This window comes from Cyanobium sp. Aljojuca 7D2, assembly GCF_024346415.1.
Taxonomy (GTDB): domain Bacteria; phylum Cyanobacteriota; class Cyanobacteriia; order PCC-6307; family Cyanobiaceae; genus Cyanobium_A.
On the sequence record NZ_JAGQCX010000004.1, the window covers coordinates 176,405 to 202,720 of the forward strand.

Genomic DNA, 26,316 nt, shown 5'->3' on the forward strand with positions numbered 1-26,316 from the left:
CTGGATCCATCGTCCACGCTGCCTGCCGCCATGAGTGCCTCCCTCGCCCCCTTTGCCTGGTCGCTGCTGCTGGCTGCCGGTGTGGTGGTGTTCAGCACCGTGCCCCTCGGGGCCGCCCGCTCCCAGGCGAATTTCCAGATGGCCGACCTGGCCGCCCCGAGGGCGATGTTTGAGCGGCTGCCGGCCTGGGGGAAGCGCGCCGCCTGGGCGCACCAAAACTGCTTTGAGGCCTTCACGCTGCATGCTCCAGCAGCCCTGCTGTGCTTGCTGGCCGGCGTCAGCAGCCCGGTGGCCCTGATCGCCGCCTGGCTGCACCCCGCCCTGCGCCTGGCCTACATCGGCGTCTACGTGGGCAACGTGCCCGCGGTTCGCGGCCTCTGCTGGGCTGGCGGCCTGGTGTGCTCCGGGGTGCTCTACGTGGAAGGGCTGAGGGCAGTGCTGGGCGCTTAGCAACCAGTCACCGGTTAGCAACCAGGCCCTAGTCGAAGAACATCACGCTGACCACCTTGCCCATGTCCTCGGCCACGCGGCAGCTGGCCAGCAGGGTTTCGCTGTCGTGGAAGGCGTAGCAGATCAGCTGGTCGCAGCGGCTGATGATGTCCTGGTTGCAGAGGCTGCTGGCCATCGGCAGAGGCAGATCGTCGTGCTCGGGCTTCTCCACCAGGTGCAGCACCCGCTCCAGCTGGTCGCGCGATTCACCCGGCTGCCGATCGAGGCTCTGGGGCAGCAACACGGTGAGCCGGGCCGGATCAATCTCCAGCACGCTGCGGATCACGGCCGCATTCACTCCCTGGGCGCCGGATGTGATCAGGTTGTGGCCTTCCTGGGCCAAGGAGCGGGCCACCAGTTCCACGAGGTGGATGGACACGACCGGAACGTGGCGACTGCCCAAAATGGCAATGCGCCGTTTGCTCCGGTCCTGGAGCATCGCCAGTTCCTGGGCAAGGGTGTCGATCCGATCGAGCGACGGAAGATCAAGGGACCGGGTCACCAGTAGCCCGCAGCCTGCGCTTTGAAACTAGCAGCGTTATTTCGCCATCGCGGGCAACTTCAATCGCCTGAACAGCGGTTCGAAATTGCAATGCTCCTCCACCAGCCGGAAGGCGAAGCTGGCCTTGACCGCTTCATGCAGGCGCACGTGGCCAAAGGCCTGCTCAATCACCTCAACGGTGGTGAGGGTGTCGTGCTCGACCTTGAGCAGGGGCACGTCCAGTTCTTCGGCCCGGTTGAGCAGCTGGGGCAGGGGTTCACCGGCCCCGGTGAGGATCAGGCACTGGGTGGAGGCCTCCAGGGCCGCCAGCTGAATGTCAGTGCGATCAGCCCCGGTTACCACGGCCATGTTGCGGCGACGGCGGAAAAACTCCATCGCCGAGTTCACGTTCATGGCACCGATCGACAGGGTTTCCACCAACAGATCGAGCCGTTCCGGACAACAGAGCACCTGGGCCCCGAGCCGTAGGGCCAGCTCCTCCACCGTGACGCTGCGCAGCAGTGGGCTCTGGGGCATCACCCCCAGCACGGGCAAGCCGAGCTGGGCAAGGGCCGGTATTAGCTCGGCCCGCAGCTGGGGCACCAGCTCCGGTTTGACGGCGTTGAGCACCACCCCCGCCAGGCGCTCACCGAGCTGGGCCTGGGCAGCCAGCAGCGGATCGATGCTGCGGCTGTCCAACCATGGATGCACCAGCACCACGGTGGCCTCGAGGCCCTCGGCCAGCTGGGGCAAGCTGAGGCCATAGAGCAGGCCCTCATGGAGGCTGCCGGCAGCTTCCAGCAGGGTCAAACCATCGGGGGCCTCGGCTAGCTGCTGGCGCAAGAGGGCGAAGCCTGGGCCGGGCTCCAGATCGCCCTGCACCAAGCGCTGCTGGGCCGTCGCCCCATCCAGCACATGCAAGGAAGGGATCAGATGGGCTTCCGGTAGCCCCAGGGTGGCGCCGATGAAGCGCACATCCGCATCCAACAGGGGTGACTGGCCCCATTCGGTGGACGCCTCATCAAGACTGGTGGCGAGGGGTTTGCCAAACCGCACAGGAATGCCCTGACGGCTGAGTTGGCGAGCCAGGCCCAACACCACGGCGGATTTGCCGCTGAAGGCTTCGCAGGACCCGATCAGCAAGGTGGGGGCCATCGGTCAACCTCGCTGGGGCATGTCTTGACCGTGAAATTTAGGCGGCGCTGCCCACCGGTTCGGTGGCGATGGGAGGCTGCCCCAGCAGCAACCAATGCCAGAAGCTCGACGGCAGCTCATCCCCTTGCCGCTCCATCAACCACTGCACCAGCTGGTGGCAGGGCAGATCAAAGGCGTAGGCCACCTGCGGCAGGGCAGGGAAGGTGAGGTCGCAGTGGAGCACTTCAAGGGGCGCCGTTTCGCCACTCCAACGCAGCTGCAAGGCGTGGCTGCGGCCGCCCTGCAGCAACCGCCGGCCGGCCCACTCGCCAGCCAGCAGGCTGGCCAGCGCCTCCTCCAACAACACCTGATGCACCAAGCCCCCGCAGTAGGGAGCAAACAGAGGCACCAGGGGCGCAACGGCTTCAGGGGGAGTGCCAGGAGCCATCCAGGCGGCCAGTCCGTCGGCGGAATTCCACCATGGTGATACCTCAGCCGCCGTTTGCACCAGGCCCATGTCCAGTTCTTATGCGTGCACCGTTGCCGTGACCGGCGCCAGCGGCAGCCTCGGACAGGCGTTGCTGCGCCGGTGGTCGCGCCAGGGCGCCCAGCTGGTGGCCCTCACCAGCAGCACCCGGCCCCTCGAGCTGCGCGATGACGCCGGCGAAACCATCGCGCTCGAGCAGGTGTCATGGCAAATCGGCGAAGAGCAGGCTCTGCGACCGCTGCTGGAGCGGGTCGATGTGCTGGTGCTCAACCACGGTGTCAACCAGCAACAGGCCCGCAGCCGCGAAACCACAGATCTGGCCCTGGAGGTCAACGCCCTCAGCAGCTGGCGGCTGCTGGAGCTGTTTGCCGAGGTGGTGCAGCAGCGGCCCAGCAACGGCCGCCCCCGGGCGGAGGTGTGGATCAACACCTCCGAGGCGGAGATCCAACCAGCCTTCAGCCCGCTCTACGAGCTGAGCAAACGGCTGCTGGGCACACTTGTAAGCCTGCGGGCCCTGGATCTGGCAGGAGCCGAGGGGCCCCTGCGGATCCGCCGGCTGGTGCTGGGACCATTCCGCTCCGCCCTCAACCCGATCGGGGTGATGGGGGCTGATTTCGTGGCCTCCCAGGTGCTGACCCAGGCCCGCCTGGGCTTCAACCTGATCATCGTCACCCCCAACCCCCTCACCTACGTGCTGATGCCGCTCACCAGCCTGGGCCGCTGGGCCTACTTCAAGGCATTAACGCGTCCCAGCCGCTGAGCTGGAGCTTAGAAATCACGGTCGGTGAGGATTTCGCAGCCGTCGCTGGTGACGGCGATGGTGTGTTCCCACTGGGCCGACCAGCTGCCATCCACGGTCACCACGGTCCAGCGGTCCTTGAGGGTGCGACAGGCCTTGCTGCCGGCATTGAGGATCGGCTCCACCGCCAGAGTCATGCCCGGGCGCAGCTTCATGTTGGGCAGATCCCGGGTGCGGAAGTTGAACACCGAGGGCTCCTCGTGCAGGTTGCGGCCGACGCCGTGGCCCGTGTAGTCCTCCACCACCGCGAAGCCATGGGCTTCCACGTGGTCCTGCACGGCGCCAGCGATGTCCAGCAGGGTGTTGCCGGCCTTGATCTGGCCCAGTCCCTTCATCAACGATTCCTGGGCCACCCGGCAGAGGCTCTGGGCCTCCTCGGTGGCTCCCTCCCCAACGCAGAGACTGACGCAGCTGTCGCCGTGGTAGCCGTCGAAGTAGGCGCCGGTGTCGATCTTGACCAGATCCCCGGCCTGAATCACGCGCTTGCTGTTGGGGATGCCATGCACCACCTCGTTGTTGATCGAAGCGCAGATGCTGGCGGGGAAACCGTGATAGCCCTTGAAGCTAGGTGTCGCGCCCATCTCGCGGATGCGCTTCTCGGCGTGGCGGTCGAGGTCGCCGGTGGTCATGCCGGGGGCCGCCATCTCCAGGATTTCGCGCAGCACCGTGGCCACGATGCGGCTGGCCTGGCGCATGGTGTCGATTTCGCGGGCCGATTTGATCTCAACCCCGCGGCGACCTTTCTGAATGCGGGGTCCGGTCTCAACCACTGAGCTGGAGGCAGCCACTGAGCTGGAGGCAGCCACGCCGCCAGCAGAACCCTTGGTGCTGGCCAGCAGATCGGCAAACAGATTCATGCTGGGAGACGCCGGCAGCGATGGAAAAGGCTCACCTTCAAGCTACCAATGGGACCGGATCGTTGCGGGCTCAGGAATGGCGTTTGATGGAAGGGCGACACCTCAGCCGGTACACTGTCGGTTTGGCAAGGCGTCGCGGAGCTGAGATGGCAACGGAGTCGACAGACAATCAAGCCGTAAACCCGGCAGAGCAGGGTTCTGAGGAGGCCAGCGTCACCGAGACCAAGACGGCAGAAGCGAGCACGGCCACCGCTGTGCAGGCCAAGCCCTCCACGTCCGTGAAGGCCACCACCGGCAAGCTCAGCGCCCACGACCTGATCCGCGCCTTTGAGGCCGAACAGCTCAAGGACGAACTCCCCGAGATCTACGTCGGTGACACCGTCAAGGTGGGCGTGCGAATTCGCGAGGGCAATAAGGAGCGCGTGCAGCCCTACGAAGGGGTGGTGATCGCCAAGCGCCACGGCGGTCTCAATGAGACCATCACCGTGCGCCGTATCTTCCAGGGCATCGGTGTGGAGCGGGTCTTCATGCTGCACAGCCCCCAGGTTGCTTCCGTGAAAGTGGAGCGCCGCGGTAAGGTGCGTCGGGCGAAGCTCTTCTATCTGCGCGATCGGGTGGGTAAAGCCACACGGGTCAAGCAACGCTTCGACCGCTGAGGTTGCCAACATGTTTCCTCACTGCCTGATGAGCATTCTTCAGGCAGGGTGGTTTAACAACAGCAGCCTCATGTTTACGGGGCATCGGCCTTGCGCCGTTAGTTCAGTTGGTAGAACGCAGGTCTCCAAAACCTGATGTCGGGGGTTCAAGTCCTCCACGGCGCGTTCGATGTCCCATTTTGCAGTTTCCTGGTTCCGAGCATGGAGTTGGATCTACAACCCGGAGATGTGGTCAAGGTGCTCGAATCAGCCGCTCTGGGCTGGGTTCGGGCGCGAGTGATCCGGGTGAAATCCGGTGGCCGTGTGGTCGTTCAGAGCGATCAAGGTCGTGAATTCACGGCACGCGGAAATCAGGTGCGCCTGATTGAGCCCGCGGGCTTTCGCCCCTGAGCAGTCTCAAGGCTGCGCAATGCCCATTCGGGATGCCGGTCTGATTTGCATTCGCTGGTCTTTTGCCCAGTTGGTTGACGATCGGACCGGCGATCACGGATACTTTTCAAGTCGCTCAAGGGTCAAACCCCGAGCACGGCACAGAACGCCGAAAGGCTGACTGGGACTGTAGTTCAACCGGTTAGAGCACCGCCCTGTCACGGCGGAAGTTGCGGGTTCGAATCCCGTCAGTCCCGTTTCCCCTGAATTAGGAGTCGTCCCTGTGGGTGCTGCCCAGTCCGTGGCAGGGCAAGCTTCTCGTCCAGTGCGTGTGCGACTGGCCCCGAGCCCCACGGGAACCCTGCATATCGGCACCGCCCGCACGGCGATGTTCAACTGGTTGTTTGCCCGGCGCCAGGGCGGGCAGTTTTTGTTGCGCATCGAGGACACCGATAAAGAGCGCAGCAAGGCTGAATACACCACCAACATCCTCGACGGGCTCCAGTGGCTGGGGCTCCAGTGGGACGGCGATCCAGTGATCCAGAGCGCCCGCATCGCCGAGCACCGGGCCGCGATCCAGCAGCTGCTCGATTCCGGCCAGGCCTACCGGTGCTTTGCCAGCGAAGCGGAGCTCACCGCCATGCGCGAGCAGCAGGCCGCCGAGAAAAAAGCCCCCCGCTACGACAACCGCCACCGCGATCTCACGCCCGAGCAGCAGCAAGCCTTCATCGCCGAGGGCCGCGAAGCCACCATCCGCTTCCGCATCGACGACGACGCCACCATCACCTGGACCGACCTGGTGCGCGGCCCGATGCGCTGGAGCGGCAGCGACCTAGGCGGTGACATGGTGATCGCCCGGCGCGCCCCCGCCGATCAGATCGGCGACCCCCTCTACAACCTGGTGGTGGTGGTGGACGACGCCGCCATGGCGATCAGCCACGTGATTCGCGGCGAAGACCACATCGCCAACACCGCCAAGCAGCTGCTGCTCTACGCAGCCCTCGGCGCCGAGCCTCCAGTGTTTGCCCACACCCCGCTGATCCTCAACCAGGAGGGCAAGAAGCTCTCCAAGCGGGATGGCGTCACCTCGGTGAGCGAGTTTCGAGCCATGGGCTACACCGCCGAAGCCCTGGCCAACTACATGACCCTGCTGGGCTGGTCGCCGCCGGAGGGCATGGGGGAGCGCTTCACCCTTGCCGACGCGGCTGCGGTGTTCGACTTCGAGCGGGTCAACCGGGCTGGTGCGCGCTTCGACTGGGACAAGCTCAACTGGCTCAATGGCCAGGTGCTGCATGGCCTTGGTCCCGAGACCCTGCGGGAGCAGCTGGCCCCCCTGTGGGCTGAGCATGGCTGGGGCCGGGAGCCCGGCCAGGCCAGCTCAGACCCCGCCTGGCAGATCGACCTCTGCAGCCTGATCGGCCCGTCCCTGAGCCTGCTCGCCGATGGGGTGGAGCAGGCGCGCCCCTTCTTCACCACCCCGGAGCTGCAAGAGGCCGCCGTGGACCAGCTCGCCAGCGAGGGGGCCCGCCCGGCCCTCGCCGCGCTGCTGGAGCGGTTGCCCGAGCCCGCAACCAATGCAGCGCCAGACGGGACGTTGGACGCTGAGCAGGCCCAGGCCCTGCTAGGCGAAGCGTGTGCCGCCGCCGGGGTGAAGAAAGGCGTGCTCATGAAGAGCCTGCGGGCGGCGCTGCTGGGCAGTCTCCAGGGTCCCGACCTACTGGCCACCTGGCTGCTGCTGCACCGCAGCGGCGCCGACCGCCTCCGCATCAGCCGCTGCCTCTGAGAGCCCCAGCCTGCGGGCCAGGGGACCGGCGCTGAGGCCCTGCAGGCCAACGGTCAGCAGGATCGTCAGAAATACGAGCCCCTGCAGGCGACCGGCCCCCACCACCCCGGCCTGCTCCAGGCGGATCGCGAACAGGCTGGCCACAGCGGCGGTCACGATGCCGCGGGGCGCCAACCAGGCCAGCAGGGCCCGTTGGGGCAGGCTGAAGTCGAGGCCCGAGGTAGCCAGGCCGATCTCCACGGGGCGCAGCAGCAGCATCAACACCAGCACACAGGCCACGCCGCCCCAGCCCAGGGGGCTGAGCTCGGCCCAGCTCACATCAGCCGCCAGCAGAGGAAACAGCATCGTGATCGCCAGCTGGGCCAGCTGGCGGATCAGGGCATCGAGCTCGGCCGCGTCGGTGTCGGGCCGGCGGCCCACCACCACCCCGGCCGCCACGGCCGCCGGCAGGCCCGATTCGGGCAGCAACAGCTCACAGCCGCTGAACATCAGAAACAGGCTGCCCACCGTGAGCTGCAACCGCACGGCCCCAGCCGGTTGGGCGGGAATGCGGCGCAGGGCTTCGGCCAGCAACCAGCCGCACAGAGCACCGATCGCCACCCCACCACCCAGACGTTGCAGCAGTCCCAGGGCCAGCTCCCGCCAACCGTGCAAATCTCCCAGCGCCAGCTCCAGCAACAGCAGGGCCAGCACGGCCCCGATCGGCTCGAGAATCAGCCCCTCGCCTTCCAGCACCTCGCCCAGGGGCGGCGACAAGCGGATCTGGCGCACCAGCGGAGTCACCACCGTGGGCCCGGTGGCCAGCACGATGGCGCTGAACACAGCCGCCAGCGACCAGTTGAGCCCTGCTAACCAGTGGGCGACCAGCAGGCCAGCACCAAGGGCCAGCACCAGTCGCACCAACACGATGCGCAGCACCGCCTGCTTCGTGGCCTCGCCCGGGAGCCGCAGGTTGATGCCGCCGTCAAACAGCACCAGGCTCACCAGCAGGCCCACCACCGTGCCCAAGCCCGCACCCAGATCCAGGGGCTCCACCAGGCCAAAGCCAGAGCGGCCGATCACCAGGCCGGCGCTGAGCAACAGCACCACTCCAGGCAGCCCAGTGAGCCAGGCCAGGGCCTGGGCGATCGCCCCGGCAAAAACAGTGACGCCCCAGAGCAGACCCAGCCGCTCAGGTGTCATTCATCCAGGGCGTTGAACTTGGGCTCCACGTGGATGCCGATCACACCGCTGGGTCGCACCACCAGGTATTCGCCCTCCAGATCACCGATCGGCACGTTCACAAAGGTGTCGGGCGCCGAGGCCGTCAGCACACCGCCGTACCACTGCTGGAAGGCCTCCAGGGTCTGGAAGTGGACGGTTTCGGTCTGGCCACCGCTCATGTGCAGATGCACGGCGTAGCGGCGGGGGATGCGGGACATGGCGTCGCTGCCGGCGGCGGGGGGACGGAGAACTCGGGCATGCCCACAGGATGCCCCAGAGCCTCAGGGTTGTGCCATGCCAGGCGCTGCAGCGCAACATCGCCGGCCACATAGAGGGGATGGCGGGGCTGGCCGGCGGCCGTGAGCCCCAAGGCCCCCAGACGGCCATGCTCCTGGAATAGTGGGTGCTGGTGGAGCAGTGCGAGCACCGCCCGATCCCGCCCCCGCCAGGCCCCCTGGTTGCCCCAGCCCAGCCAAAGAGTGGCCTCAGGATTCGCCACCAGGCGCCGCCGGATCCAGGGCTCGTTGTCGGCCCCCACCGGATCCACAGCGCACCGCAGTACCGCGGGCGACGGGCTGACGCGGGCAAACAGATTGAGCACCTCCAAAGCGCCATAGCCCCAACGACGGGCAAAGCCCAGTAGCCGCCGCAGCGTGGGATCGTCGCGCCGGCCATCGGCCCGCGAAGGATTGAGGCCGATGAAGATCAGCCGCGGCGCCGCCGGCTCCCACACCCGCTCGAGCCACCAGCGGTACTGGCCGCAGGAGCTGAAGGTGGCGGTGCTGGTGCTGGCCATCCGGTGCAGCGTGGGCCACTTTCTATAGCCTGAGTTGATGCCCACCTTGGCGGCCCTCCGTGAACAGCGCCACCGCGAGCGGCTGGATGGCTTGCGCCAGCACGTGCAAGCCGTGGCGACGGCCTTCCCGGGCGGAGAGGTGTGGCTGTTCGGCTCCCTGGCCCGCGGTGACTGGGACGCCTATTCCGATGTGGACCTCCTAGCCATCGCCCCGACCCGCGCCGCCGCCAATGCCCTGGCCGATGGCCTCTTGGATGCCCGGCTGGGCGACGATGTGCTGGCGCTGACCCATGAGCGTTGGCAGCTGCTCCGGCACAGCGACGATCCCTACTGGCGCGCCATCGGCCGTGACGCCCTGCGCCTCGACAGGCCATGACGCCGCGCACGGACGCCTGGATCCGGCAGGCCCAGAACGATCTGGAAGCTGCGCGCTGCATGGCCGGCCAGGGTTTCCACGCCCAGGCCTGCTACATGGCCGGGCAGGCCGCTGAAAAAGCACTCAAGGCCCTGCTGGTGGCTGCAGGCATGACCCCGCCCTACAGCCATTCGCTGGAACGACTGGTGGAGATGCTGCAACAGCAGGGCCTCGAAACCCAGACCCTCGGCCAGCTGCGCCTCAAGCCCCTCACCCGCATGAACAGCGAAAGCCGCTATCCCCAGGGTGATGCCGCACCGGCCGATCTCTTCGATGCCACCGATAGCCAGGGGGCCCTGGACACGGCTGAAGCCGTGGTGACAATCGCAGCATCGGAACTGGCCCCCTGAGCTCTGGCAGGCTGGCTCGACCCATCACCGCTTGCAGCACCGTGGCCCCCAGCACCAAGCCGCTGCTGCTGCTGATCGATGGCCACTCCCTGGCTTTTCGCAGTTTCTATGCCTTCTCCAAGGGAGGCGAGGGCGGCCTGAGCACGAAAGAGGGCATCCCCACCAGCGTCACCTATGGCTTCCTCAAGGCCCTGCTCGACAACTGCAAGGGACTCAAGCCCAATGGTCTGGTGGTGGCCTTCGACACCGCCGAGCCCACCTTCCGCCACGAGGCCGACGCGGCCTACAAGGCCCACCGCGATGAGGCGCCGGAGCACTTCTTCGCCGATCTGACCAACCTGCAGCAGATCTTGGCCGAAAGTCTCGACATCCCCTTGGCCATGGCGCCGGGCTACGAGGCCGACGACGTGCTCGGCACCCTGGCCAACCGCGCCGCCAATGCCGGCTGGCGGGTGCGGATCCTCTCGGGCGACCGCGACCTATTCCAGCTGGTCGACGATGAGCGCGACATCGCCGTGCTGTACATGGGCGGCGGCCCCTACGCCAAAAACAGCGGCCCTACCGAGATCCGCCGCGACGGCGTGATCGCCAAGCTCGGCGTCACCCCGGAGGAGGTGGTCGACCTCAAGGCGCTCACCGGCGACAGCTCCGACAACATCCCCGGCGTCAAGGGCGTGGGCCCAAAAACCGCCATCAACCTCCTGGCCGCCTACGACCATGTGGACGGCATCTACGCCGCCCTGAAGCAGCTGGAGCAGGCAGGCCCCAAGGCCAAAGACCCCAAGGGCGTGCTCAAGGGCGCCCTGATCGACAAACTCCGCGCCGACCGCGACAACGCCTACCGCTCGCGGATGCTGGCCGAAATCCTGATCGACATTCCCCTGCCCGCCGAGCCGCGGCTGGAACTGGGGGCCGTGAAGGCCGAGGCCCTGGCCGGCAGCCTCGAGGAGCTGGAGCTGTACAGCTTGGTGAAACAGGTGCCCACCTTCGCCCAGCTGTTCTCGGCCGTGCCGCCGCAGCCCAGCGAGGGATCCAGCCCTGCGGGCGGCGCGGCCAGCCCAGCCGCCACAAACGCTGTTTCAGCTGGTGAAACAGAACGTTCAACAAATCCAAATCAGCCGCTCAACACTGGGCTACCGGCCCTGCAGCCCCAACTGATCACCAGCCCAGAAGCCCTGGCGGCCCTCGTCTCCCAGCTCAACAGCTGCACCGATCCCGGCCGCCCGGTGGCCCTCGACACCGAAACCACCAGCCTCAATCCCTTCCAGGCCGAGCTGGTGGGCATCGGCCTGGCCTGGGGCGACGGCCTGGCCGAGCTGGCCTACATCCCGATCGGCCACCACAGCCCGCCGGCGCCCGATCTGCTCAGCGAGCCGCCGGCAACGCCGCCCCAGCTGCCCCTGGATGCGGTGCTCACCGCCCTGGCTGCCTGGCTGGCCAGCGCCGCCCACCCCAAGGCCCTGCAGAACGCCAAGTACGACCGGCTGATCCTGCTGCGCCACGGCCTGCCGCTGGGCGGGGTGGTGATGGACACCCTGCTGGCCGATTACCTGCGCGATGCCGGCGACAAACACGGCCTCGAGGCCATGGCCGCGCGCAACTTCGGATTCACCCCCACCAGCTACACCGAGCTGGTGCCCAAGGGCGCCACTTTCGCTGCCGTGGCGATCGACGCCGCCGCCCTGTACTGCGGCATGGATGTGCACCTCACCTGGCGCCTGGCCCTGCTGCTGCGCCGCGAGCTCACGGCCATGGGCGAGGCCCTGCCCCAGCTGCTGGACCAGCTGGAGCTGCCGCTCGAGCCCGTGCTGGCCCTGATGGAGGCCACCGGCATCCGCATCGACACCGCCTACCTGGGCGAACTGAGCGCCGAGCTCGCCACCACCCTTGAGCGCCTGGATGCCGAGGCCAAGGCGGCCGCTGGGGTCGATTTCAACCTGGCCTCCCCCAAGCAGCTGGGCGAGCTGCTGTTCGACACCCTCGGGCTCGACCGCAAGAAATCGCGCAAAACCAAAACCGGCTGGAGCACGGATGCAACCGTGCTCGAGAAACTCGAGGACGCCCATCCGGTGGTGCCGCTGGTGCTGGAACACCGCACCCTCAGCAAGCTCAAGAGCACCTATGTGGATGCCCTACCGGTGCTGATGGAGCCGGAAACGGGCCGGGTGCACACCGATTTCAACCAGGCCGTGACGGCCACTGGCCGGCTCTCCAGCAGCAACCCCAATCTGCAGAACATCCCGATCCGCACCGAGTTTTCGCGGCGGATCCGCAAGGCCTTCCTGCCGGAAGCGGGCTGGAGCTTGATCAGCGCCGACTACTCCCAGATCGAGCTGCGGATCCTGGCCCACCTCAGCGGCGAGGAGGTGCTGGTGGAGGCCTACCGCAGCGGCGACGACGTGCACGCCCTCACCGCCCGGCTGCTGCTGGAGAAGGACAAGGTGACGCCGGAGGAGCGCCGCCTCGGCAAGACGATCAACTTCGGCGTGATCTACGGCATGGGCGCCCAGCGCTTCGCCCGGGAAACGGGCGTGAGCCAGGCCGACGCCAAAGACTTCCTCACCAAGTACAAGCAGCGCTACCCGAGGGTGTTTGCCTTCCTGGAGCTGCAGGAGCGGCTGGCCCTGAGCCGGGGCTACGTGGAAACGATCCTGGGCCGGCGGCGGCCGTTCCACTTCGACCCCAACGGCCTGGGCCGTCTGCGCGGCAAGGATCCCCTCGAGATCGACCTGGAGGTCGCCCGCCGCGGCGGCATGGAGGCCCAGCAGCTGCGGGCCGCCGCCAATGCGCCGATCCAGGGCTCCAGCGCCGACATCATCAAGCTGGCGATGGTGCAGCTGCACCGCGAGCTGGAGGCGGCCGCCCTGCCGTCCCGGCTGTTGCTGCAGGTGCACGACGAACTGGTGCTGGAGGCGGCTCCCGAAGCGCTCGAGCCCGTGCTCACCCTGACGCGTGAAACCATGGAGCGGGCCGTGACCCTGTCGGTGCCCCTGGTGGTGGAAACCGGCGTCGGCCCCAACTGGATGGATGCGAAGTGACAGCTGGCCCAATGACCCTGAAGCTCACCAACACCCTCAGCCGCCGCATCGAGCCGTTTGAGCCCCTGGTGCCGGGGCAAGTGAGCATCTACTGCTGCGGGGTGACGGTCTATGACCTCTGCCACCTGGGCCACGCCCGCAGCTACATCGCCTGGGATGTGTTGCGCCGCCACCTCAGCTGGAGCGGCTACCGGGTGACGTTCGTGCAGAACTACACCGACATCGACGACAAGATCCTCGGCCGCGCCGCCGAGGAGGGCAGCTCGATGGAAGCGGTGAGCGAGCGCAACATCGAGGCCTTCGTGGCCGACATGGCCCGGCTCAACATCCTGCCGCCGGATCGCATGCCCCGGGCCACCCGATCGCTCGATGCCATCCGCACCCTGATTGAGGAGCTCGAGGCCAAAGGGGCCGCCTACAGCGCTGATGGCGATGTGTACTTCGCCGTGATGAAGCACGCCGGCTACGGCAAGCTCTCCGGCCGCGATCTGGCCGAACAGCAAGACAACGCGGCGGGCCGGGTGGCCACAGAAGAGGAAGCCCGCAAGCAGCACCCCTTCGACTTCGCCCTCTGGAAAGGCGCCAAACCCGGCGAGCCCAGCTTCCCCTCCCCGTGGGGACCGGGGCGGCCGGGCTGGCACATCGAGTGCTCGGCGATGGTGCGCGAGGAGCTGGGCGACACGATCGACATCCACCTCGGTGGTGCCGACTTGATCTTTCCCCACCACGAAAACGAGATCGCCCAGTCGGAAGCAGCCACCGGCCAGCAGCTGGCCCGCTACTGGCTCCACAACGGCATGGTGAATGTGGGTGGCCAGAAGATGTCGAAATCCCTCGGCAACTTCACCACCATCCGCGCCCTGTTGGATTCCGGCGTGTCGCCGATGACGCTGCGCCTGTTCACCCTGCAGGCCCACTACCGCAAACCGCTCGACTTCACCGCCGAAGCCCTCGAGGCCGCCGCCACCGGCTGGAAGGGCCTCAACGCCGCCCTCGGCCTGGCCGCCACCGCTACCGCCACCGCAACCGCCGCCCCAGGCGCCACCCCAGAACTCGCCGCCGCCCGCGCGCGCTTTACCGCCGCCATGGACGACGACCTCAACACCTCAGCCGCCCTGGCGGTGCTGTTTGAGCTGGCCAAACCGCTGCGCGCCCTCGCCAACCGGCTGGAGCGGGGCGATACCAGCGCCGCTGCCGAGGCAGCCAGCCCGGCCCTGGCCGCCCAAGGCCAGCTGCTGAGGGAGCTGGCGGGGGTGCTGGGCCTCGAACCCGAAGCCGGCGATGGCGCCCAAGCCGCAGCAGAAGGCCCCAGCACCGATGAGATTCAAGCCCAGATCGAGGCGCGCCAGGCCGCCAAGGCCGCTCGCAACTTTGGGGAGGCCGACCGCATCCGCGACGCCCTCAAGGCCCAGGGCATCGAGCTGATCGACCGACCCGGCGGCGTCACCGAGTGGCTACGCAGCTAGCGCCTGCGGGGCTGAGCTGGCCAACTCAGCAGCCTCCTGGCTAGGTTGGACCCATGCAAGTCAACATCCTGGAAGCCAAAAATCAGCTCTCGCGGCTGGTGCGCGCCGCCCAAGCTGGCGAAGAGGTGGTGATTGCCCAGCGCGGTAAACCCGCTGTGAAGCTGGTGGCCATTGATCACCAAGCGACCGTTCTCGACCCGATGTCCTGGCTGCAGGCCAACCCCCTGCCCGCCCATCTACAGCGGGCCCACGTGGACATCGAAGCCGACATCCAGGCCGAGCGAGACAGCTGGGATTGATGGGGTTGGTCTATGTCGACAGCTGCGTGCTGATCTATGCGATGGAGCAGGACCCGCTCTTTGGAGAGGCTGCCCGAACCTGTCTCTCCTCGCAGCTGGCGCAAAACCTGCAGCTGGCGATTTCTCCACTGGTCCAGCTGGAGTGTTTGGTGCATCCCCTGGCCCGCCAGCAAGGAGAGTTGATCATCCGCTATCAAGCGTGGCTGCAAACATTTCAATGGCTCAGCATCAACGACACCACCTTTGCGCGGGCCACAGAGCTGCGCGCCAGCCATGGGCTTAAAACCCCAGACGCCCTCCACCTGGCCACGGCTCTGCAGCACGGCTGTGTGGCTCTGATCAGCAACGACAAAAGACTCGAAAAGGTCGGCGCCGATTTGCAATGCCTCTCCATCAGCGCGGCCCAATGAATCAACAACGCCGAATCAACAACGCTGAATCCACAACTCAGATCCCTGGTGGACGCTCCTGACCCTCCATCAGCCGCTCGATCTTGCGAATCCGCTGCAGGGTGGCGATCCACACCTCCTTCTGAAACCCGGGCGGACAGGTTTCCACCAGCGCCTCCAGGTCTTCCTTGCGCTCGAAGGCATCCCACAGCTGGCGCTCCAGCCGGGCCCGCTCGATGAAATTCCAACGCTGGAAAAAAGCGTTCACGGGCCCAAACCTCGGCAGCCCACGGAGCCTACGGAGCAGAGATGGAGCCGGGGGCAGCTTTAGCCCGTCCAGCTGTGCAGCAGATCGGCAACCGACACGGTCAAACCCACCGCGATCGCCAGTGGCGACACCCAGCGCAAGCCAAACAACAGCAGCCGCTGCAGCCGCGGCGAGCTGCCGCAGCCAGCCAGGTCGGACTGCAGGCGCTGGGGGGCCACCCAACCCAGCAACACCGCCATCGCCAACCCCGCAGCAATCAGCAGCACGCCACCAAACAGGGCGTCCATGCGCTCCAGCACCGTCACATTGAGGGCGGCGGGCAGGCCCAGCAGGGTGATCGCCAGCACGCACAACCAGGTGGTGCGGCGGCGGCTCCAGCCCAGCCGGTCGATCAGCGAGCTCACCGGCACCTCCAGCAGCGACACCGATGAGGTGATCGCCGCGATGTAGGCCAGGGCGAAAAACAACACCGCCACCAGCCGCCCGGCTCCCCCCAGCGAAGCCAGACCGGTGGGCAGGGCAATGAACAGGGCGCCCACCGTGCTGCCACTCACCGCATCGCCCAGGCCAAAGCTGGCCACCACGGGGAAGGTGACGCAACCCGCCATCAGGCCCACGGCCGTGTCGAGCCCCACCACGCTCACGGCCTCGCGCGGCAGGGCGCTGCGCTGATCGAGATAGGCCGCGTAGGCCAGGATGCAGCCGATGCCCGCACCAATCGAGAAGAAGGCCTGGGTGAACGCGTTGCGGATCGTGGTGGGATCGATGAGCTTGCTGGGATCCCAGCGCAGCAAAAAGCCCTGGTAGCCCTCCTGGGCGCCCGGCAGGAAGCTCGCCCAGATCGCCAGGGCCAGCAGCAGCAGAAACAGCAGCGGCATCCCCCAGCTGGTGAGCCGCTCAATGCCGCGCCGAATCCCGGCGGCCACCACCAGCCCGGTGAGGCCCATGCTCAGCACCTGGCCCAGCACCGCCGGGCCGCCGTTGCTGATGCCGGCGAAATGGGCTTCCGCTGCGGCCATGTCAGCCGGCAGCTCGCGCAGCAGCGCCTCCACCAGGCTCAGGCCGGTCCAGCCCATCAGCACGGCGTAGTAAGCCAGGATCCCCACGGCCGCCGCCAGAAACAACCAGCCCAACGGCGCCCAGCGGCGACCGCCAGCCGTGATCGGTGCCAGCAGTGGGGAGTGGCCCGTGCTGCGGCCCAGCACCATCTCGGCCACCAGCACCGGCAGACATACCAGGGCCACGATCAGCACGTAGAGCAGCACGAAGGCCGCGCCGCCCCCCTGGGAGGCCCGGTAGGCGAAGCCCCAGAGATTGCCCAACCCCACCGCACTGCCGGCGGCCGCCAGCACAAAGCTCAGGGCCGAGCCCCAGCGCTCGGGCGAGCGGCCCCGCTCAATGGCAGCAGGGTTTGGAGCTGAGGGGCTCGGGGCTGGCTGGCTTGAACGGGGGCGGACCATCCAGGGGGCTGCCGAAGTTGCCCCAGTGTCCGGCACACCGCAAGCGCAGCGGCACCCCCGTAACGGGATGGCGCAGCCGCAGGCCGGCGGCATGGAGCTGCAGGCGTGGTGCTGAGGCCGGATCTCCATAGAGCGGATCGCCCAGCACCGGATGACCTAGCCAGGCCAGGTGCACCCGCAGCTGGTGGGAGCGACCGGTGTGGGGTTGCAGCAGCAGGGTGCTGCCGTGCCGGCAAGGATCCAGCCGCCGCCAGCGGGTGAGGGCCGGTTTGCCGCCGGCCGCCACCGGCACCACGCCATAGCGGGGCGGCCGGGTGGCGAGGCGCGCCAGGGGTTGATCGATCAGGCCGCCACGGTCCGCCGGCACCCCTTGCACCCGCGCCAGGTAGGTCTTGTGCACGCGCCGATCGGCAAAAGCGCCACTTAGCAGTCGGTGGGTGTCGGCATCCCGGGCCAGCAGGATCAGGCCCGAGGTGTCGCGATCGAGGCGGTGCACCAGCCGGACTTCGGGCCAGCGGCGCTGGGCGCGGCTGATCAGCGAATCAGCCAGCTCGGGCCCCAGCCCCGGCTGGCTCAGCAGGCCCGACGGCTTGGCCAGCGCCAGCAGCCAGGGGTCGGCGTAGAGAAGCTGGGGCGCGGGAGAGGGCCCCAGCTGCAGCTCATCCACCCATCTCGGCCACGCCAACGCGCTGCTGCAGCCACTCCAAGCCCACCACCAGGGCCACGCCGAGGGCACCCAGCAGCAGGGCCACCACCAGGGCCCCCGCATCGGGGGGGGACGCCAGGGCATCGCGCAGCACCACCAACTTGCCCTTGGCGTTGGTGGCGCTTTCGAGCACGGTGCGGAAGGGCCAGATCTTCCAGAGCGAGCCGGCCATCACACCCACCAGCAGGGCCACGGTCTGGCCATGCCAGCGCTGCAGCAACCAACGCAGCAGCCGCACAAAACTGAGCAGCCCCACCACGCAGCCCAGGGCGAAGGGCAGCAGGATCGGCAGGTCGAGGCCTTTGACGGCCTCCATCACGTGCTGGTACTGGCCCAGAATCAGCAGCAGGAAGGAGCCGGAAATCCCCGGCAGGATCATCGCCATGATTGCCACCGCCCCACTCCAAAACAGAGTGAAAGGGTCATGGGGCATGGTCACCGGCACCCGCGTGACGAACACCAGCGCCGCCGCCGCCCCAATCGCCATCGCCACCAGCCCGCTGGTGCCCCAGTGGGCCTGGCGGGCGATCAACACGATCGAACCCACGATCAGGCCGAAGAAGAAGGCAAACAAAAAGACCGGGTGATCCTCGTAAAGCCAGGTGATCGGCCGCACCAGCAGCAGCACCGAAGCCGCCACACCAGCCAGCAGCGGCAGCAGAAAACCCAGCCGCACGCGGGCCGCGGCCGCCGCCCAGCGCCCCTGGCCCATCAGCTTCAAGAGCCCCAGATCGAAGCCGGCGATGGCCTCCAGCAGGGTGGCGTAGATGCCCAGGATGAAAGCCATCGAGCCGCCGCTGACGCCGGGCACCACATCGGCGGCACCCATGGCCAACCCGCACAGCAGCACGTAGGGCCGCGAAGGCTGGGCAGCCTGCGAAGGCGCTTCGGTCATCGGCAGGGGGCGATGGGAGACTGAGTCGCCGAAACCTTAAGGGGACCCGCCGTGAAAGCCATCAGCGTGCTGGGCTCCACTGGTTCGATCGGCACCCAAACCCTGGAGCTGGCCAAGGAGTTTCCGGATCGTTTCCGGGTGGTGGCCCTCACCGCCGGCAACAACCTCGATCTGCTGGTGGAGCAGATCCAGCGCCACGCCCCCGAGGTGGTGGCCCTGGCCGATCCCGAACGCGTGGCCGAGCTGCGCGAGCGGCTGAACGCCCTGGAGCCCGCCGCCCGGCCTGCCCAGCTCCCGGAACTGCTGGGCGGCTCCGACGGCCTGTGCGCCGCCGCTGCCTGGCCCAGCGCCGATCTGGTGGTGACGGGAATTGTGGGCTGCGCCGGCCTGCTACCCACCCTGGCGGCGATCCGCGCCGGCAAGGATCTGGCCCTGGCCAACAAGGAAACCCTGATCGCCGCCGGCCCGGTGGTGTTGCCGGAGCTGGCGAAATCAGGCTCGCGGCTGCTGCCGGCCGATTCGGAGCACTCCGCCATCTTCCAGTGCCTGCAGGGCACCCCCTACGCCGAAACCGCGCGGCTCTCCACCGGAGTGCCCACCCCGGGCCTGCGCCGCATCCAGCTCACCGCCAGCGGCGGCGCCTTCCGCGACTGGGATGCCGCCGATCTGGTCAAGGCCACGGTTGCCGATGCCACCAGCCACCCCAACTGGAGCATGGGCCGCAAGATCACCGTCGACAGCGCGTCGTTGATGAACAAGGGCCTCGAGGTGATCGAAGCCCACTACCTGTTCGGGCTCGATTACGACGCCATCGAGATCGTCATCCACCCGCAATCGATCATCCACTCGATGGTGGAGCTGACCGATTCCTCGGTGCTGGCCCAGCTCGGCTGGCCTGACATGAAGCTGCCGATCCTCTATTGCCTCAGCTGGCCCGAGCGGCTCAACACCCCCTGGCGCCGACTCGATCTCACCGAAGTGGGCTCGCTCACCTTCCGCGCCCCCGACCCGGCCAAATACCCCTGCATGCAGCTGGCCTACGCAGCCGGCCGCGCCGGCGGCACGATGCCGGCGGTGATGAACGCCGCCAACGAGCAGGCCGTGGCTCTCTTCCTCGAGGAGCAGATCCACTTCCTCGATATTCCGAAACTGATCGACGTGGTGTGTGATCGCCACCAGGCCGACCTCACCGCCAACCCCTCCCTGTCCGACGTGTTGGCCGTGGACGCCTGGTCCCGTCAGGCAGTGCGTGAGGCTGCAGCCCGGTTGAACGCTCGCCCCACCGCCGCACTCCCCGCCTGAGCCAGCGCCCGATGCCCGAGCCAGGCCAGCCCCAGCAGATCTCGCACCACCTGCTGCTTTGCGCCACCCCCAGCAAGGCGCTCTGCTGCCCTGATCCAGCCGTGGGGGCCGCCAGCTGGGACATCCTCAAGCGCCTGGTGCGCGAGCTGGGCCTGGAGGATCCGCAACGCGCCGAGGGGATCGTGCTGCGCACCAAGGCCGACTGCCTGCGCATCTGCGCCGAGGGCCCGATCCTGTTGATCTGGCCCGAGGGCACCGTCTACGGCGGCGTCACCCCCAAGCGCATCGAGCGGATCCTGCGGGAGCACGTGCTGGGCGGCACCCCGATTGAGGCCTGGATCCTCAAGCGCATGCCCTTCCGCGCGCCCCTCACCCAAGCCTGCTCGTCAGCAGCTGGTTCAGCCACCGCACCGTGAGCTGATCGCCCCAGCAGCTCAGTGGGGCATCGCCGACGCCATGGAAGCCGTTGTGGCCGCCACGGGCCGTGAACACCACCTCCACCCCAGGTAGCGACTGGGCCGCCAGGGCCTGGGCACCGCTGACCGGCACCCAGGGATCGTCGAGGGCATGCAGCAACAGGGTGGGGGGCAGGGCCGGTGGGTCGCTGCTGCCGTCCCCATGGGCACCCAGCAACCGAGGCAGGGGCGAGGCCTCCCGGTAGTAGTGCTCCACCGAGCGGTAGCCCCAACGGGGGGCAGTGATGGCGGCGTCGAAGGCGCGGATCGAGCGGGGGCGATCTGGGCCCTCCAGCGCCCGGCGCTCGGCGGCGCTCACGCCGAAGGGATCGGCGAGGGTCTGGGCACAGAGCCGGCGCAACAGCCAGCGCTGGTAGACGCGATTGCGGGGCTGCTCAATCTGATGGGAGCAGCGGGCCAGATCCAGCGGACTGCTGGTGCACACCAGCGCATCCAACACCCCCGGGGCGGCCAGGGCTGCGTTCAGCAGCATCGTGCCCCCCAGCGAAATCCCCACGCCCAGCAGCGGCCGGCCTCCGGCCTGCTCGCGCGCCCGCCGCAGCACCGGCAGGAGATCGCGATCGCAGCGGGCCGCATAGGTGCCCGGCGCCAGCGGCCGGCCCGGGCCCGCCCCACGCAGATTCAACCGCCACACCCCAAAACCTGCAGCCTGCAGGCTCAGGCCCATCCGCCTGAGGCCCTCCCGCTCACTGGATCCCCCCAGCCCATGCAGCAACACCACCAAGCCCCGCGGCTCCGCCCGCTGGCCAGGGGCAACCGGCCGAGGAGGGTCAACCATGGCCAGCAGGGAGGCCTGATCCCCCACCGCCAGGGCCAGGGGTTCCCCCTGATCCGGCGGCAACAGGGGCGGCTTGAGGGTGTCCCGCAGGGTCTGCAAGTCGGGGCCGATCCAGGGCCAGCGTTGCTGGAATGGAGCCAGCCCGAGGCCCTGCACCAGCTCCGGCATCACCCGCTTCAGGCGGCCGTCTTCTTGCCCACGCCCATGCTGCGCAGCTCGCTGAGCAGGCCATTCAGCACCGCCTTGGCATCGCCAAACACCATGGCCGTCTGGGGCAGCTCAAACAGGGCGTTCTTGATGCCGGCGTAGCCCGCTCCCAAGCTGCGCTTGACCACAAACACCTGGCGGGCCTGATCCACTTCGAGCACGGGCATGCCGTACAGCGGACTGCTGGAATCGCTCTTGGCGTCGGGATTCACCACGTCGTTGGCGCCCAGCACGATCACCACATCGGTGCGGGGGAATTCGGGGTTGATCGTGTCCATCTCGAGCAGTTGCTCGTAGGGCACGTCGGCCTCCGCCAGCAACACATTCATGTGGCCCGGCATGCGGCCGGCCACCGGGTGAATCGCATAGCTCACCTCCACCCCATGGGCCTCCAGCAGCTTGGAGAGCTCCCGCAGGGCGTGCTGGGCCTGGGCCACGGCCAAGCCGTAGCCAGGCACGAACACCACCCGCTCAGCGGCCTCAAGCGCCAGGGCGCATTCCTCGGCGCTGCAGCTGGTGATGCGGGTGTAGCCCGCCTCGTCGCCGCCACCGCCCACGCTCGCGGCACCCCCGAGGGCGCCGCCGAATAGCACGCTCACCAGGGAGCGGTTCATGGCGGTGCACATCACCTGGGTGAGGATCAGGCCCGCTGCGCCCACCATGGCGCCGGCCACGATCAGCAGCTGGCTGCCCACCACAAAGCCGGCAGCGGCAGCGGCCACACCGGAATAGGAGTTGAGCAGGGAGATCACCACGGGCATGTCGGCCCCGCCGATCGGCAGGGTGACACCAATGCCCAGCAGGGTTGACGCCACCACCAGCAGCCAGAGGGGAGAGCCCGACATCGCCCCAGGCAGGGCCAAGGCCCCCACCAGACAGGCCACCGCCAGGGCGATGTTGACGCCGTGGCGCAGGGAGCTCTGGGTCCAGCCGGGGGTGTCGATCCAGCCCTGCAGCTTGCCCATGGCCACGATCGAGCCGCTGAAGGTGATCGCGCCCACAAACACCGAGATCACGATCGAGATCTGCTCCACCAGACCAGGGGCCCCACTTGGGCCATACACCGCCACCCCCAGGGCCACCAGCAGCGACGCCATGCCGCCGCAGCCGTTGAACAGGGCCACGGTTTCGGGCATGGCCGTCATCGGCACCCGCTGGGCGGTAACCAGCCCCAGCAACCCGCCCACGGCGGTGCCAATGGCGATCCAGAGCCAGGCCTGGGGGCTGAGGGGCTGCTGAATCAGCAGGCCCAGCACCGCCAGACCCATGGCCAGGGCCGCCAGGCCATTGGCGGAGCGGGCCGTGCTCACCTTGGAGAGCCCCTTGATGCCCAGGGCCAACAGCAACACCGCCACCAGGTCGATCAGGGCGGGCAACAGATTCAGTCCGGCCATCAGCGTGCCCCCCCGGAGCGGGTCTTTTTACGAGAAAACATCGCGAGCATGCGGTCGGTGACCAGGAAGCCGCCCACCACGTTGAACAGGGCGAAGCCGAGCGACAGGGAACCCAGCACCAACAAGGGCACCTGGCCGTTGGCCTGGCCGATCAGGGTGAGCGACGCCAGCATCGTGATGCCACTGATGGCATTGGCGCCACTCATCAGCGGCGTGTGCAGGGTGGGCGGCACCTTGCCGATCAATTCAAGGCCCAGCAGGCTGCCGAGCAGCAGCACCCACAGGGCTTGGGTCAGGGCACTCATCAGTTGGCTCCGGAAACGAGGTCGGGGAAACGGCAAGCGCCGGCGTGGGTGAGCAGGCAACCCGCCACGATCGGGTCCTCCTGGGTGATCAGCTCGTCGAGCTGGAAGCCGCCCTCACCGAGCACGTGCTCCACCAGGGCAGCCAGGTTGCGGGCGTAAAGGGCACTGGCGTGGTTGGCCACGGAGCTGGGCAACCCGTCGCCACCGATCAGCTGCACCCCATGGCGCTCCACGGTCTGGCCGCACACCGTGCCGGCGCAGTTGCCGCCCTGGGCCACCGCCAGGTCCACCACCACCGAGCCGGGCCGCATCCCCGCCAGCATCTCCTCGGAGATCAGCCGTGGTGCCCGCCGGCCCGGCACCTGGGCGGTGCAGATCACCATGTCGGCCAGAGCCAGCTGCTCGGCCAGCTGCTGCCGCTGGGCCGCCAGGAAAGCCTCACTGGCCGCCTTGGCATAGCCGCCCGACTCGGCCGGGCGCTCCTCCTGCTCGGGCGGCGCCAGAAAACGCCCACCCAGGGATTCCACCTGCTCCTTGGCCGCCGGCCGCACGTCGCTGACGTACACCACCGCTCCCAACCGCCGGGCCGTGGCCAGGGCCTGCAGACCGGCCACCCCAGCACCGAGGATTAGGGCCCGGGCTGGCTGGATCGTGCCGGCGGCCGTCATCAGCATCGGCACGTAGCGATCGAGGGCCGCCGCCGCCAGCAGCACCGCCTTGTAGCCGGCGATGTTGGCCTGCGACGACAGCACATCCATGCTCTGGGCCCGGCTGATTCGGGGCAAAAGCTCCAGGGCCAGAGCCGAAACGCGGCGGGCCTGGAGCTGCTCCACCATCGCCGCCGCTCCGTAGGGGGCCAGCAACCCGGCCACGAGGGCGCCGGGCTTGAGCTGATCGAGCACCTCTGCAGCTGGCGGGTTAACGCAGAGCACCGCATCGACGCCCCCGCCAAGGCCTGCCCCAGACTCCACCAGGTGGCCGCCGGCATCGGCGTAGTCGGCGTCGGCAAACCCGGCAGCCAGGCCCGCCCCCTGTTCCAATCGAACATTCAGGCCGCGGGCCCGCAGGCGCCGCACCGTTTCTGGGGTAGCCGCCACTCGGCACTCCCCAGCACTGCGCTCCCGCAGGATCAAAACATCAGCCAAGTGGATCCCCAGAGGCCCTCTCGTTCTATTAGGGGGGAATGCCCCTGCTGGGGGCAACACACTGAAGGAAAATGTGCGCAGTTGCCCATCCCAGTTGCCCATCCAGCAGCTGCCCGGCCAACCCCGCAGGGAGTCAGAACAGGGGCAAGAGCTCCTGTTCCACGCAACTGGCCTGGGGCAGGGCACCCTGGTGACGCAGGTGGCGGGCCCGCAGGATCATCGGATCGATGTCGCATTCCAGGGCCCAGCACTGGTTGAGATGGCGTTGCTGCTGGGCGAGGGGCCAGGCCCAGCCATTGGGATCGGAGCAGGGATGGGCCATGGCGAGCGCAGCGCAAACCTTCTGAATGGCCCGAACGTAGGCACGGCTGGGCTCAAACCCATAGGCCACATCACTCATTTGCCGCAAGCCTGCTGACGGCCCGGCCACCCTCGCCACAATGGCGCGATGGCCTTCCCCTCGTTTGATCTGGGCATCAAGGCGCCGGCAACTCCTGGGATCCGGCCTAGGCAGTGGCAGAGCCGCCTGATCCAGTTGCTGCGAGCCCGCCTGGTCAATAGCCAGCCGGGCGGTCACGACGTGCTGATTCACGCCGGCCCGGGAGCCGGCAAGACGCTGGGCGCCCTGCTCAGCTTCCACACCCTGCAGCGGGAGCAACGGCTCGATCGCTTTCTGGTGTTCTGCCACCGCAGCTCGATCGCCCGCCAGTGGCTGGCGGCCGCAGAACGCTTGAACCTGCGTTTGCGGGAGTGGGACCCCGAGCAGGGGCTGGCCGCCCTGGGGGCCCCCAGCGCCTGGGATGGACTGCTGTTGAGCTACCAGAGCGCCGGCCGGCACCGCAGCCATCTCGAAGCCAGGCTGCCCGAGGCCGGGCTCGGCCGCTGGCTGGCCATTGCCGATGAGGTGCACCACCTGGGCCTTGATCCGGACGAACCGGAAGCCGCCGCCTGGGGATTCGCCTTCAGCCAGCTCACCGCCGGAGCCCAGATGCGACTGGGGCTCACCGGCACCCCCTTCCGGGCCGACAACCTGGCCTTCTGTGCCGCCCGCCGGGTGCGGGTGCAGGAGGGTGATGACGTGATCGAGCGGATCGTCCCCGACCTGAGCGTCGAACCGCGCCACTTGATCCTGGCCGGAGACGTGCGGCCGCTGGAATTCCGCTTTCAGGACGGCTGGGTGGAGCACGGCCGGCCCCAGGCCAGCGCCGAGACCGAAACCTCGCCCCTCTCCGCCGAAGTCCGCGAGAGCTGGCGGGCCCGCAATCTGCGCCGGGCGATCCAACTGGGCGACAGCAGCAGCATTGCCCTGCGGCTGCTGCTCAATGCCCGCAAGCGACTGGAGCGGGTGCGCACCAGCCATCCAGAGGCGGGAGGGCTGGTGATCGCCCGCGACATCGCCCACGCCCGCCGCATCACCGGACTCCTGGAGGAGGAGGGCGATCGGGTGCACCTGGTGCACTCCCAGGATCCGGAGGCCGCCGCGCGCCTGGCTGCCTTCCAGGCCGGTGAAGCCGACTGGCTGGTGAGCATCGACATGTGCGCCGAAGGCTTCGATGCCCCCCGGCTGCGGGTGGTGGCCTACCTGACCACCGTGGTCACCCGCAGCCGCTTTGTGCAGGCGATCACCCGGGCCGTGCGCATGGATGGCCACCGGGCCGCAGCGGAAGGGGTGCCGCGGGATGCATCCTTCGTGTTTGCCCCCGCCGACCCGCTGTTGATCCGCTACGCCCGCAGCTGGTCGCTCAGCGAGCCCTATTTGATCCGCGCCAAATTGGTGGCCCCCCTGAGCGATGCCGGCGGCCTTGCCCGGGGCGGCCAGCTCCCCCTGGAAGCGGTGGATGAGCGCCTGGGAGAAGTGATCCGCATGGGCGGACCGCAGCTGCCGGGTTTTCTGCATTAAATGGCGCTATCCGTGCTGCAGAAATACAAGGATTTACTGCAAATATGCGACGTTGTGTCAACCAATACCTCATCCGGGCGCACGCCCCGGCACCGTGGTGCCAACCAAGGGGGAGAGCGGAGCATGAATGCCGCAGTGAATCGCCGTCTCACCGTTGCCGTCAGCTGGGCTCTAGCCCGTCGCGCCACCCTCGACTGTCTCGAGCACTACGAAGAAAGCTTCGCGGTCACCGAAGAATTCCGTGAGTGGCTGCTCTGCCTGGAAGAACACCCCGAGCTCCTGGCCGCCAGCGTGCTGATGGTGCCCAACGACCTGGGCCAGGGCATTCGCCCAGAAAGCGACGGCCTCCTGGAAATCTGAGCTAAATCTAAAGAAATTCCGAAGATTGCAGCCTTGGTCTTTGCTGCTGCACGCCCCGGACCAACACGCCAGCGCAGCCCATCCCCTAGGCTCAACTCATAGTCGATCC

General features: G+C 67.9%; 31 protein-coding genes and 2 tRNA genes. 17 read left to right on the forward strand and 16 right to left on the reverse strand.

The genetic code is table 11. The features are described 5' to 3' along the window. Nucleotides 1-30 precede the first annotated feature (30 nt). The gene (locus KBY57_RS06405) at nucleotides 31-450 is read left to right on the forward strand and encodes an MAPEG family protein (RefSeq protein ID WP_094560994.1); all 420 of its coding nucleotides are present in this window, start codon (nucleotides 31-33) and stop codon (nucleotides 448-450) included. A 28-nt stretch (nucleotides 451-478) separates the two neighbouring features. Here KBY57_RS06405 and KBY57_RS06410 read toward each other — a convergent pair whose 3' ends face one another. Genes KBY57_RS06410 through ebsA form a run of 3 tightly spaced genes read right to left on the reverse strand, consistent with a single transcriptional unit; the run spans nucleotide 479 to nucleotide 2,621 of the window. Further along, a complete protein-coding gene (locus tag KBY57_RS06410; protein ID WP_094560992.1) occupies nucleotides 479-991 on the reverse strand; it encodes a DNA recombination-mediator protein A in 513 nt (170 codons plus the stop codon). A 36-nt stretch (nucleotides 992-1,027) separates the two neighbouring features. Continuing rightward, on the reverse strand, nucleotides 1,028-2,125 hold the full coding sequence (locus tag KBY57_RS06415; protein WP_254995060.1) for a phosphotransacetylase family protein: 1,098 nt from the start codon (nucleotides 2,123-2,125) through the stop codon (nucleotides 1,028-1,030). Nucleotides 2,126-2,162: 37 nt separating this feature from the next. After that, complete coding sequence (gene ebsA / locus KBY57_RS06420) at nucleotides 2,163-2,621, reverse strand: type IV pilus biogenesis protein EbsA (RefSeq protein WP_254995061.1); 459 nt, start codon at nucleotides 2,619-2,621, stop codon at nucleotides 2,163-2,165. Here ebsA and KBY57_RS06425 point away from each other — a divergent pair. Continuing rightward, entirely contained in the window at nucleotides 2,620-3,351 is a 732-nt protein-coding gene (locus tag KBY57_RS06425) for an NAD-dependent epimerase/dehydratase family protein (protein ID WP_254995062.1), read from the forward strand. The genes ebsA and KBY57_RS06425 overlap by 2 nt on opposite strands. Before the next feature lie 8 nt (nucleotides 3,352-3,359). Here the strand turns inward: KBY57_RS06425 and map are convergent, their stop codons facing one another. Further along, nucleotides 3,360-4,247 carry a type I methionyl aminopeptidase gene (gene map / locus KBY57_RS06430; protein ID WP_254995063.1) on the reverse strand — a complete coding sequence of 296 codons (888 nt, stop codon included), beginning with the start codon at nucleotides 4,245-4,247 and terminating at the stop codon, nucleotides 3,360-3,362. A gap of 146 nt (nucleotides 4,248-4,393) precedes the next feature. Here map and rplS point away from each other — a divergent pair, with 146 nt between their 5' ends. The 5 genes from rplS (at nucleotide 4,394) to gltX (ending at nucleotide 7,055) form a co-directional block, all read left to right on the forward strand. After that, nucleotides 4,394-4,903: a 50S ribosomal protein L19 gene (rplS, locus tag KBY57_RS06435; protein ID WP_254995064.1), complete on the forward strand. Its 510-nt coding sequence runs from the start codon at nucleotides 4,394-4,396 to the stop codon at nucleotides 4,901-4,903. A 92-nt stretch (nucleotides 4,904-4,995) separates the two neighbouring features. After that, a tRNA-Trp gene (locus tag KBY57_RS06440) sits at nucleotides 4,996-5,068 on the forward strand. Nucleotides 5,069-5,104: 36 nt separating this feature from the next. Next, a complete protein-coding gene (locus tag KBY57_RS06445) occupies nucleotides 5,105-5,293 on the forward strand; it encodes a hyperconserved protein Hcp (RefSeq protein WP_006043540.1) in 189 nt (62 codons plus the stop codon). Between the two features lie 162 nt (nucleotides 5,294-5,455). After that, a tRNA-Asp gene (locus KBY57_RS06450) sits at nucleotides 5,456-5,529 on the forward strand. Nucleotides 5,530-5,597: 68 nt separating this feature from the next. Beyond that, nucleotides 5,598-7,055 carry a glutamate--tRNA ligase gene (gene gltX / locus KBY57_RS06455; protein WP_254995065.1) on the forward strand — a complete coding sequence of 486 codons (1,458 nt, stop codon included), beginning with the start codon at nucleotides 5,598-5,600 and terminating at the stop codon, nucleotides 7,053-7,055. Here the strand turns inward: gltX and KBY57_RS06460 are convergent. Genes KBY57_RS06460 through KBY57_RS06470 form a run of 3 tightly spaced genes read right to left on the reverse strand, consistent with a single transcriptional unit; the run spans nucleotide 6,987 to nucleotide 9,054 of the window. Next, entirely contained in the window at nucleotides 6,987-8,237 is a 1,251-nt protein-coding gene (locus KBY57_RS06460; RefSeq protein ID WP_254995066.1) for a cation:proton antiporter, read from the reverse strand. The two genes, gltX and KBY57_RS06460, sit on opposite strands and share 69 nt — an antisense overlap. Further along, nucleotides 8,234-8,476 (reverse strand): hypothetical protein, encoded by a 243-nt coding sequence (locus KBY57_RS06465; RefSeq protein WP_254987737.1) that lies wholly within the window; start codon nucleotides 8,474-8,476, stop codon nucleotides 8,234-8,236. Before KBY57_RS06465 ends, KBY57_RS06460 begins: the two co-directional genes overlap by 4 nt. Beyond that, nucleotides 8,434-9,054, reverse strand: coding sequence for a DUF1643 domain-containing protein (locus KBY57_RS06470; RefSeq protein WP_254995067.1), 621 nt, complete (start codon nucleotides 9,052-9,054; stop codon nucleotides 8,434-8,436). Before KBY57_RS06470 ends, KBY57_RS06465 begins: the two co-directional genes overlap by 43 nt. Before the next feature lie 37 nt (nucleotides 9,055-9,091). Here KBY57_RS06470 and KBY57_RS06475 point away from each other — a divergent pair, with 37 nt between their 5' ends. Genes KBY57_RS06475 through KBY57_RS06500 form a run of 6 tightly spaced genes read left to right on the forward strand, consistent with a single transcriptional unit; the run spans nucleotide 9,092 to nucleotide 15,032 of the window. Continuing rightward, nucleotides 9,092-9,430 carry a nucleotidyltransferase domain-containing protein gene (locus KBY57_RS06475; RefSeq protein ID WP_254995068.1) on the forward strand — a complete coding sequence of 113 codons (339 nt, stop codon included), beginning with the start codon at nucleotides 9,092-9,094 and terminating at the stop codon, nucleotides 9,428-9,430. Beyond that, the gene (locus KBY57_RS06480) at nucleotides 9,427-9,819 is read left to right on the forward strand and encodes a HEPN domain-containing protein (RefSeq protein WP_254995069.1); all 393 of its coding nucleotides are present in this window, start codon (nucleotides 9,427-9,429) and stop codon (nucleotides 9,817-9,819) included. The genes KBY57_RS06475 and KBY57_RS06480 overlap by 4 nt, the downstream gene beginning before the upstream one ends. A gap of 41 nt (nucleotides 9,820-9,860) precedes the next feature. Beyond that, complete coding sequence (gene polA, locus KBY57_RS06485) at nucleotides 9,861-12,857, forward strand: DNA polymerase I (RefSeq protein ID WP_254995070.1); 2,997 nt, start codon at nucleotides 9,861-9,863, stop codon at nucleotides 12,855-12,857. 11 nt (nucleotides 12,858-12,868) lie between these two features. After that, nucleotides 12,869-14,323, forward strand: a complete 1,455-nt coding sequence (gene cysS / locus KBY57_RS06490; protein ID WP_254995071.1) for a cysteine--tRNA ligase — start codon at nucleotides 12,869-12,871, stop codon at nucleotides 14,321-14,323. Nucleotides 14,324-14,376: 53 nt separating this feature from the next. Then, nucleotides 14,377-14,622: a type II toxin-antitoxin system Phd/YefM family antitoxin gene (locus KBY57_RS06495; protein ID WP_254995072.1), complete on the forward strand. Its 246-nt coding sequence runs from the start codon at nucleotides 14,377-14,379 to the stop codon at nucleotides 14,620-14,622. Next, a complete protein-coding gene (locus KBY57_RS06500; protein WP_254995073.1) occupies nucleotides 14,622-15,032 on the forward strand; it encodes a type II toxin-antitoxin system VapC family toxin in 411 nt (136 codons plus the stop codon). Before KBY57_RS06495 ends, KBY57_RS06500 begins: the two co-directional genes overlap by 1 nt. Nucleotides 15,033-15,069: 37 nt before the next feature. Here the strand turns inward: KBY57_RS06500 and KBY57_RS06505 are convergent, their stop codons facing one another. The 4 genes from KBY57_RS06505 to KBY57_RS06520 are packed head-to-tail and all read right to left on the reverse strand — an operon-like array spanning nucleotide 15,070 to nucleotide 18,340. Further along, the gene (locus KBY57_RS06505; protein ID WP_254995074.1) at nucleotides 15,070-15,279 is read right to left on the reverse strand and encodes a hypothetical protein; all 210 of its coding nucleotides are present in this window, start codon (nucleotides 15,277-15,279) and stop codon (nucleotides 15,070-15,072) included. 59 nt (nucleotides 15,280-15,338) lie between these two features. Continuing rightward, on the reverse strand, nucleotides 15,339-16,739 hold the full coding sequence (locus KBY57_RS06510) for a sodium-dependent transporter (RefSeq protein ID WP_254995075.1): 1,401 nt from the start codon (nucleotides 16,737-16,739) through the stop codon (nucleotides 15,339-15,341). Continuing rightward, on the reverse strand, nucleotides 16,675-17,406 hold the full coding sequence (locus KBY57_RS06515) for an RluA family pseudouridine synthase (RefSeq protein WP_254995076.1): 732 nt from the start codon (nucleotides 17,404-17,406) through the stop codon (nucleotides 16,675-16,677). The genes KBY57_RS06510 and KBY57_RS06515 overlap by 65 nt, the downstream gene beginning before the upstream one ends. Next, entirely contained in the window at nucleotides 17,399-18,340 is a 942-nt protein-coding gene (locus KBY57_RS06520) for a DUF368 domain-containing protein (RefSeq protein WP_254995077.1), read from the reverse strand. Before KBY57_RS06520 ends, KBY57_RS06515 begins: the two co-directional genes overlap by 8 nt. 51 nt (nucleotides 18,341-18,391) lie before the next feature. On the opposite strand from KBY57_RS06520, the gene KBY57_RS06525 reads away from it, so the two are divergent. Beyond that, nucleotides 18,392-19,642, forward strand: a complete 1,251-nt coding sequence (locus KBY57_RS06525; protein ID WP_254995078.1) for a 1-deoxy-D-xylulose-5-phosphate reductoisomerase — start codon at nucleotides 18,392-18,394, stop codon at nucleotides 19,640-19,642. A gap of 11 nt (nucleotides 19,643-19,653) precedes the next feature. Continuing rightward, the gene (locus KBY57_RS06530; protein ID WP_254995079.1) at nucleotides 19,654-20,058 is read left to right on the forward strand and encodes a (2Fe-2S) ferredoxin domain-containing protein; all 405 of its coding nucleotides are present in this window, start codon (nucleotides 19,654-19,656) and stop codon (nucleotides 20,056-20,058) included. On the opposite strand, the gene KBY57_RS06535 is transcribed toward KBY57_RS06530, so the two are convergent. The 5 genes from KBY57_RS06535 to KBY57_RS06555 form a co-directional block, all read right to left on the reverse strand. Further along, nucleotides 20,012-21,064 carry a YheT family hydrolase gene (locus KBY57_RS06535; protein ID WP_254995080.1) on the reverse strand — a complete coding sequence of 351 codons (1,053 nt, stop codon included), beginning with the start codon at nucleotides 21,062-21,064 and terminating at the stop codon, nucleotides 20,012-20,014. The two genes, KBY57_RS06530 and KBY57_RS06535, sit on opposite strands and share 47 nt — an antisense overlap. Nucleotides 21,065-21,072: 8 nt before the next feature. Next, entirely contained in the window at nucleotides 21,073-22,497 is a 1,425-nt protein-coding gene (locus KBY57_RS06540; RefSeq protein ID WP_254995081.1) for an NAD(P)(+) transhydrogenase (Re/Si-specific) subunit beta, read from the reverse strand. After that, on the reverse strand, nucleotides 22,497-22,802 hold the full coding sequence (locus KBY57_RS06545) for an NAD(P) transhydrogenase subunit alpha (protein ID WP_094560956.1): 306 nt from the start codon (nucleotides 22,800-22,802) through the stop codon (nucleotides 22,497-22,499). The genes KBY57_RS06540 and KBY57_RS06545 overlap by 1 nt, the downstream gene beginning before the upstream one ends. After that, a complete protein-coding gene (locus KBY57_RS06550) occupies nucleotides 22,802-23,947 on the reverse strand; it encodes an NAD(P) transhydrogenase subunit alpha (RefSeq protein WP_254995082.1) in 1,146 nt (381 codons plus the stop codon). The genes KBY57_RS06545 and KBY57_RS06550 overlap by 1 nt, the downstream gene beginning before the upstream one ends. 133 nt (nucleotides 23,948-24,080) lie before the next feature. Next, nucleotides 24,081-24,347 (reverse strand): hypothetical protein, encoded by a 267-nt coding sequence (locus KBY57_RS06555; RefSeq protein ID WP_315859694.1) that lies wholly within the window; start codon nucleotides 24,345-24,347, stop codon nucleotides 24,081-24,083. A 48-nt stretch (nucleotides 24,348-24,395) separates the two neighbouring features. Here KBY57_RS06555 and KBY57_RS06560 point away from each other — a divergent pair, with 48 nt between their 5' ends. Together KBY57_RS06560 and KBY57_RS06565 are read left to right on the forward strand one after the other, a co-directional pair. Beyond that, on the forward strand, nucleotides 24,396-25,847 hold the full coding sequence (locus KBY57_RS06560; RefSeq protein WP_254995083.1) for a DEAD/DEAH box helicase: 1,452 nt from the start codon (nucleotides 24,396-24,398) through the stop codon (nucleotides 25,845-25,847). Between the two features lie 123 nt (nucleotides 25,848-25,970). Then, entirely contained in the window at nucleotides 25,971-26,207 is a 237-nt protein-coding gene (locus KBY57_RS06565) for a hypothetical protein (protein WP_254995084.1), read from the forward strand. Nucleotides 26,208-26,316 lie beyond the last annotated feature (109 nt).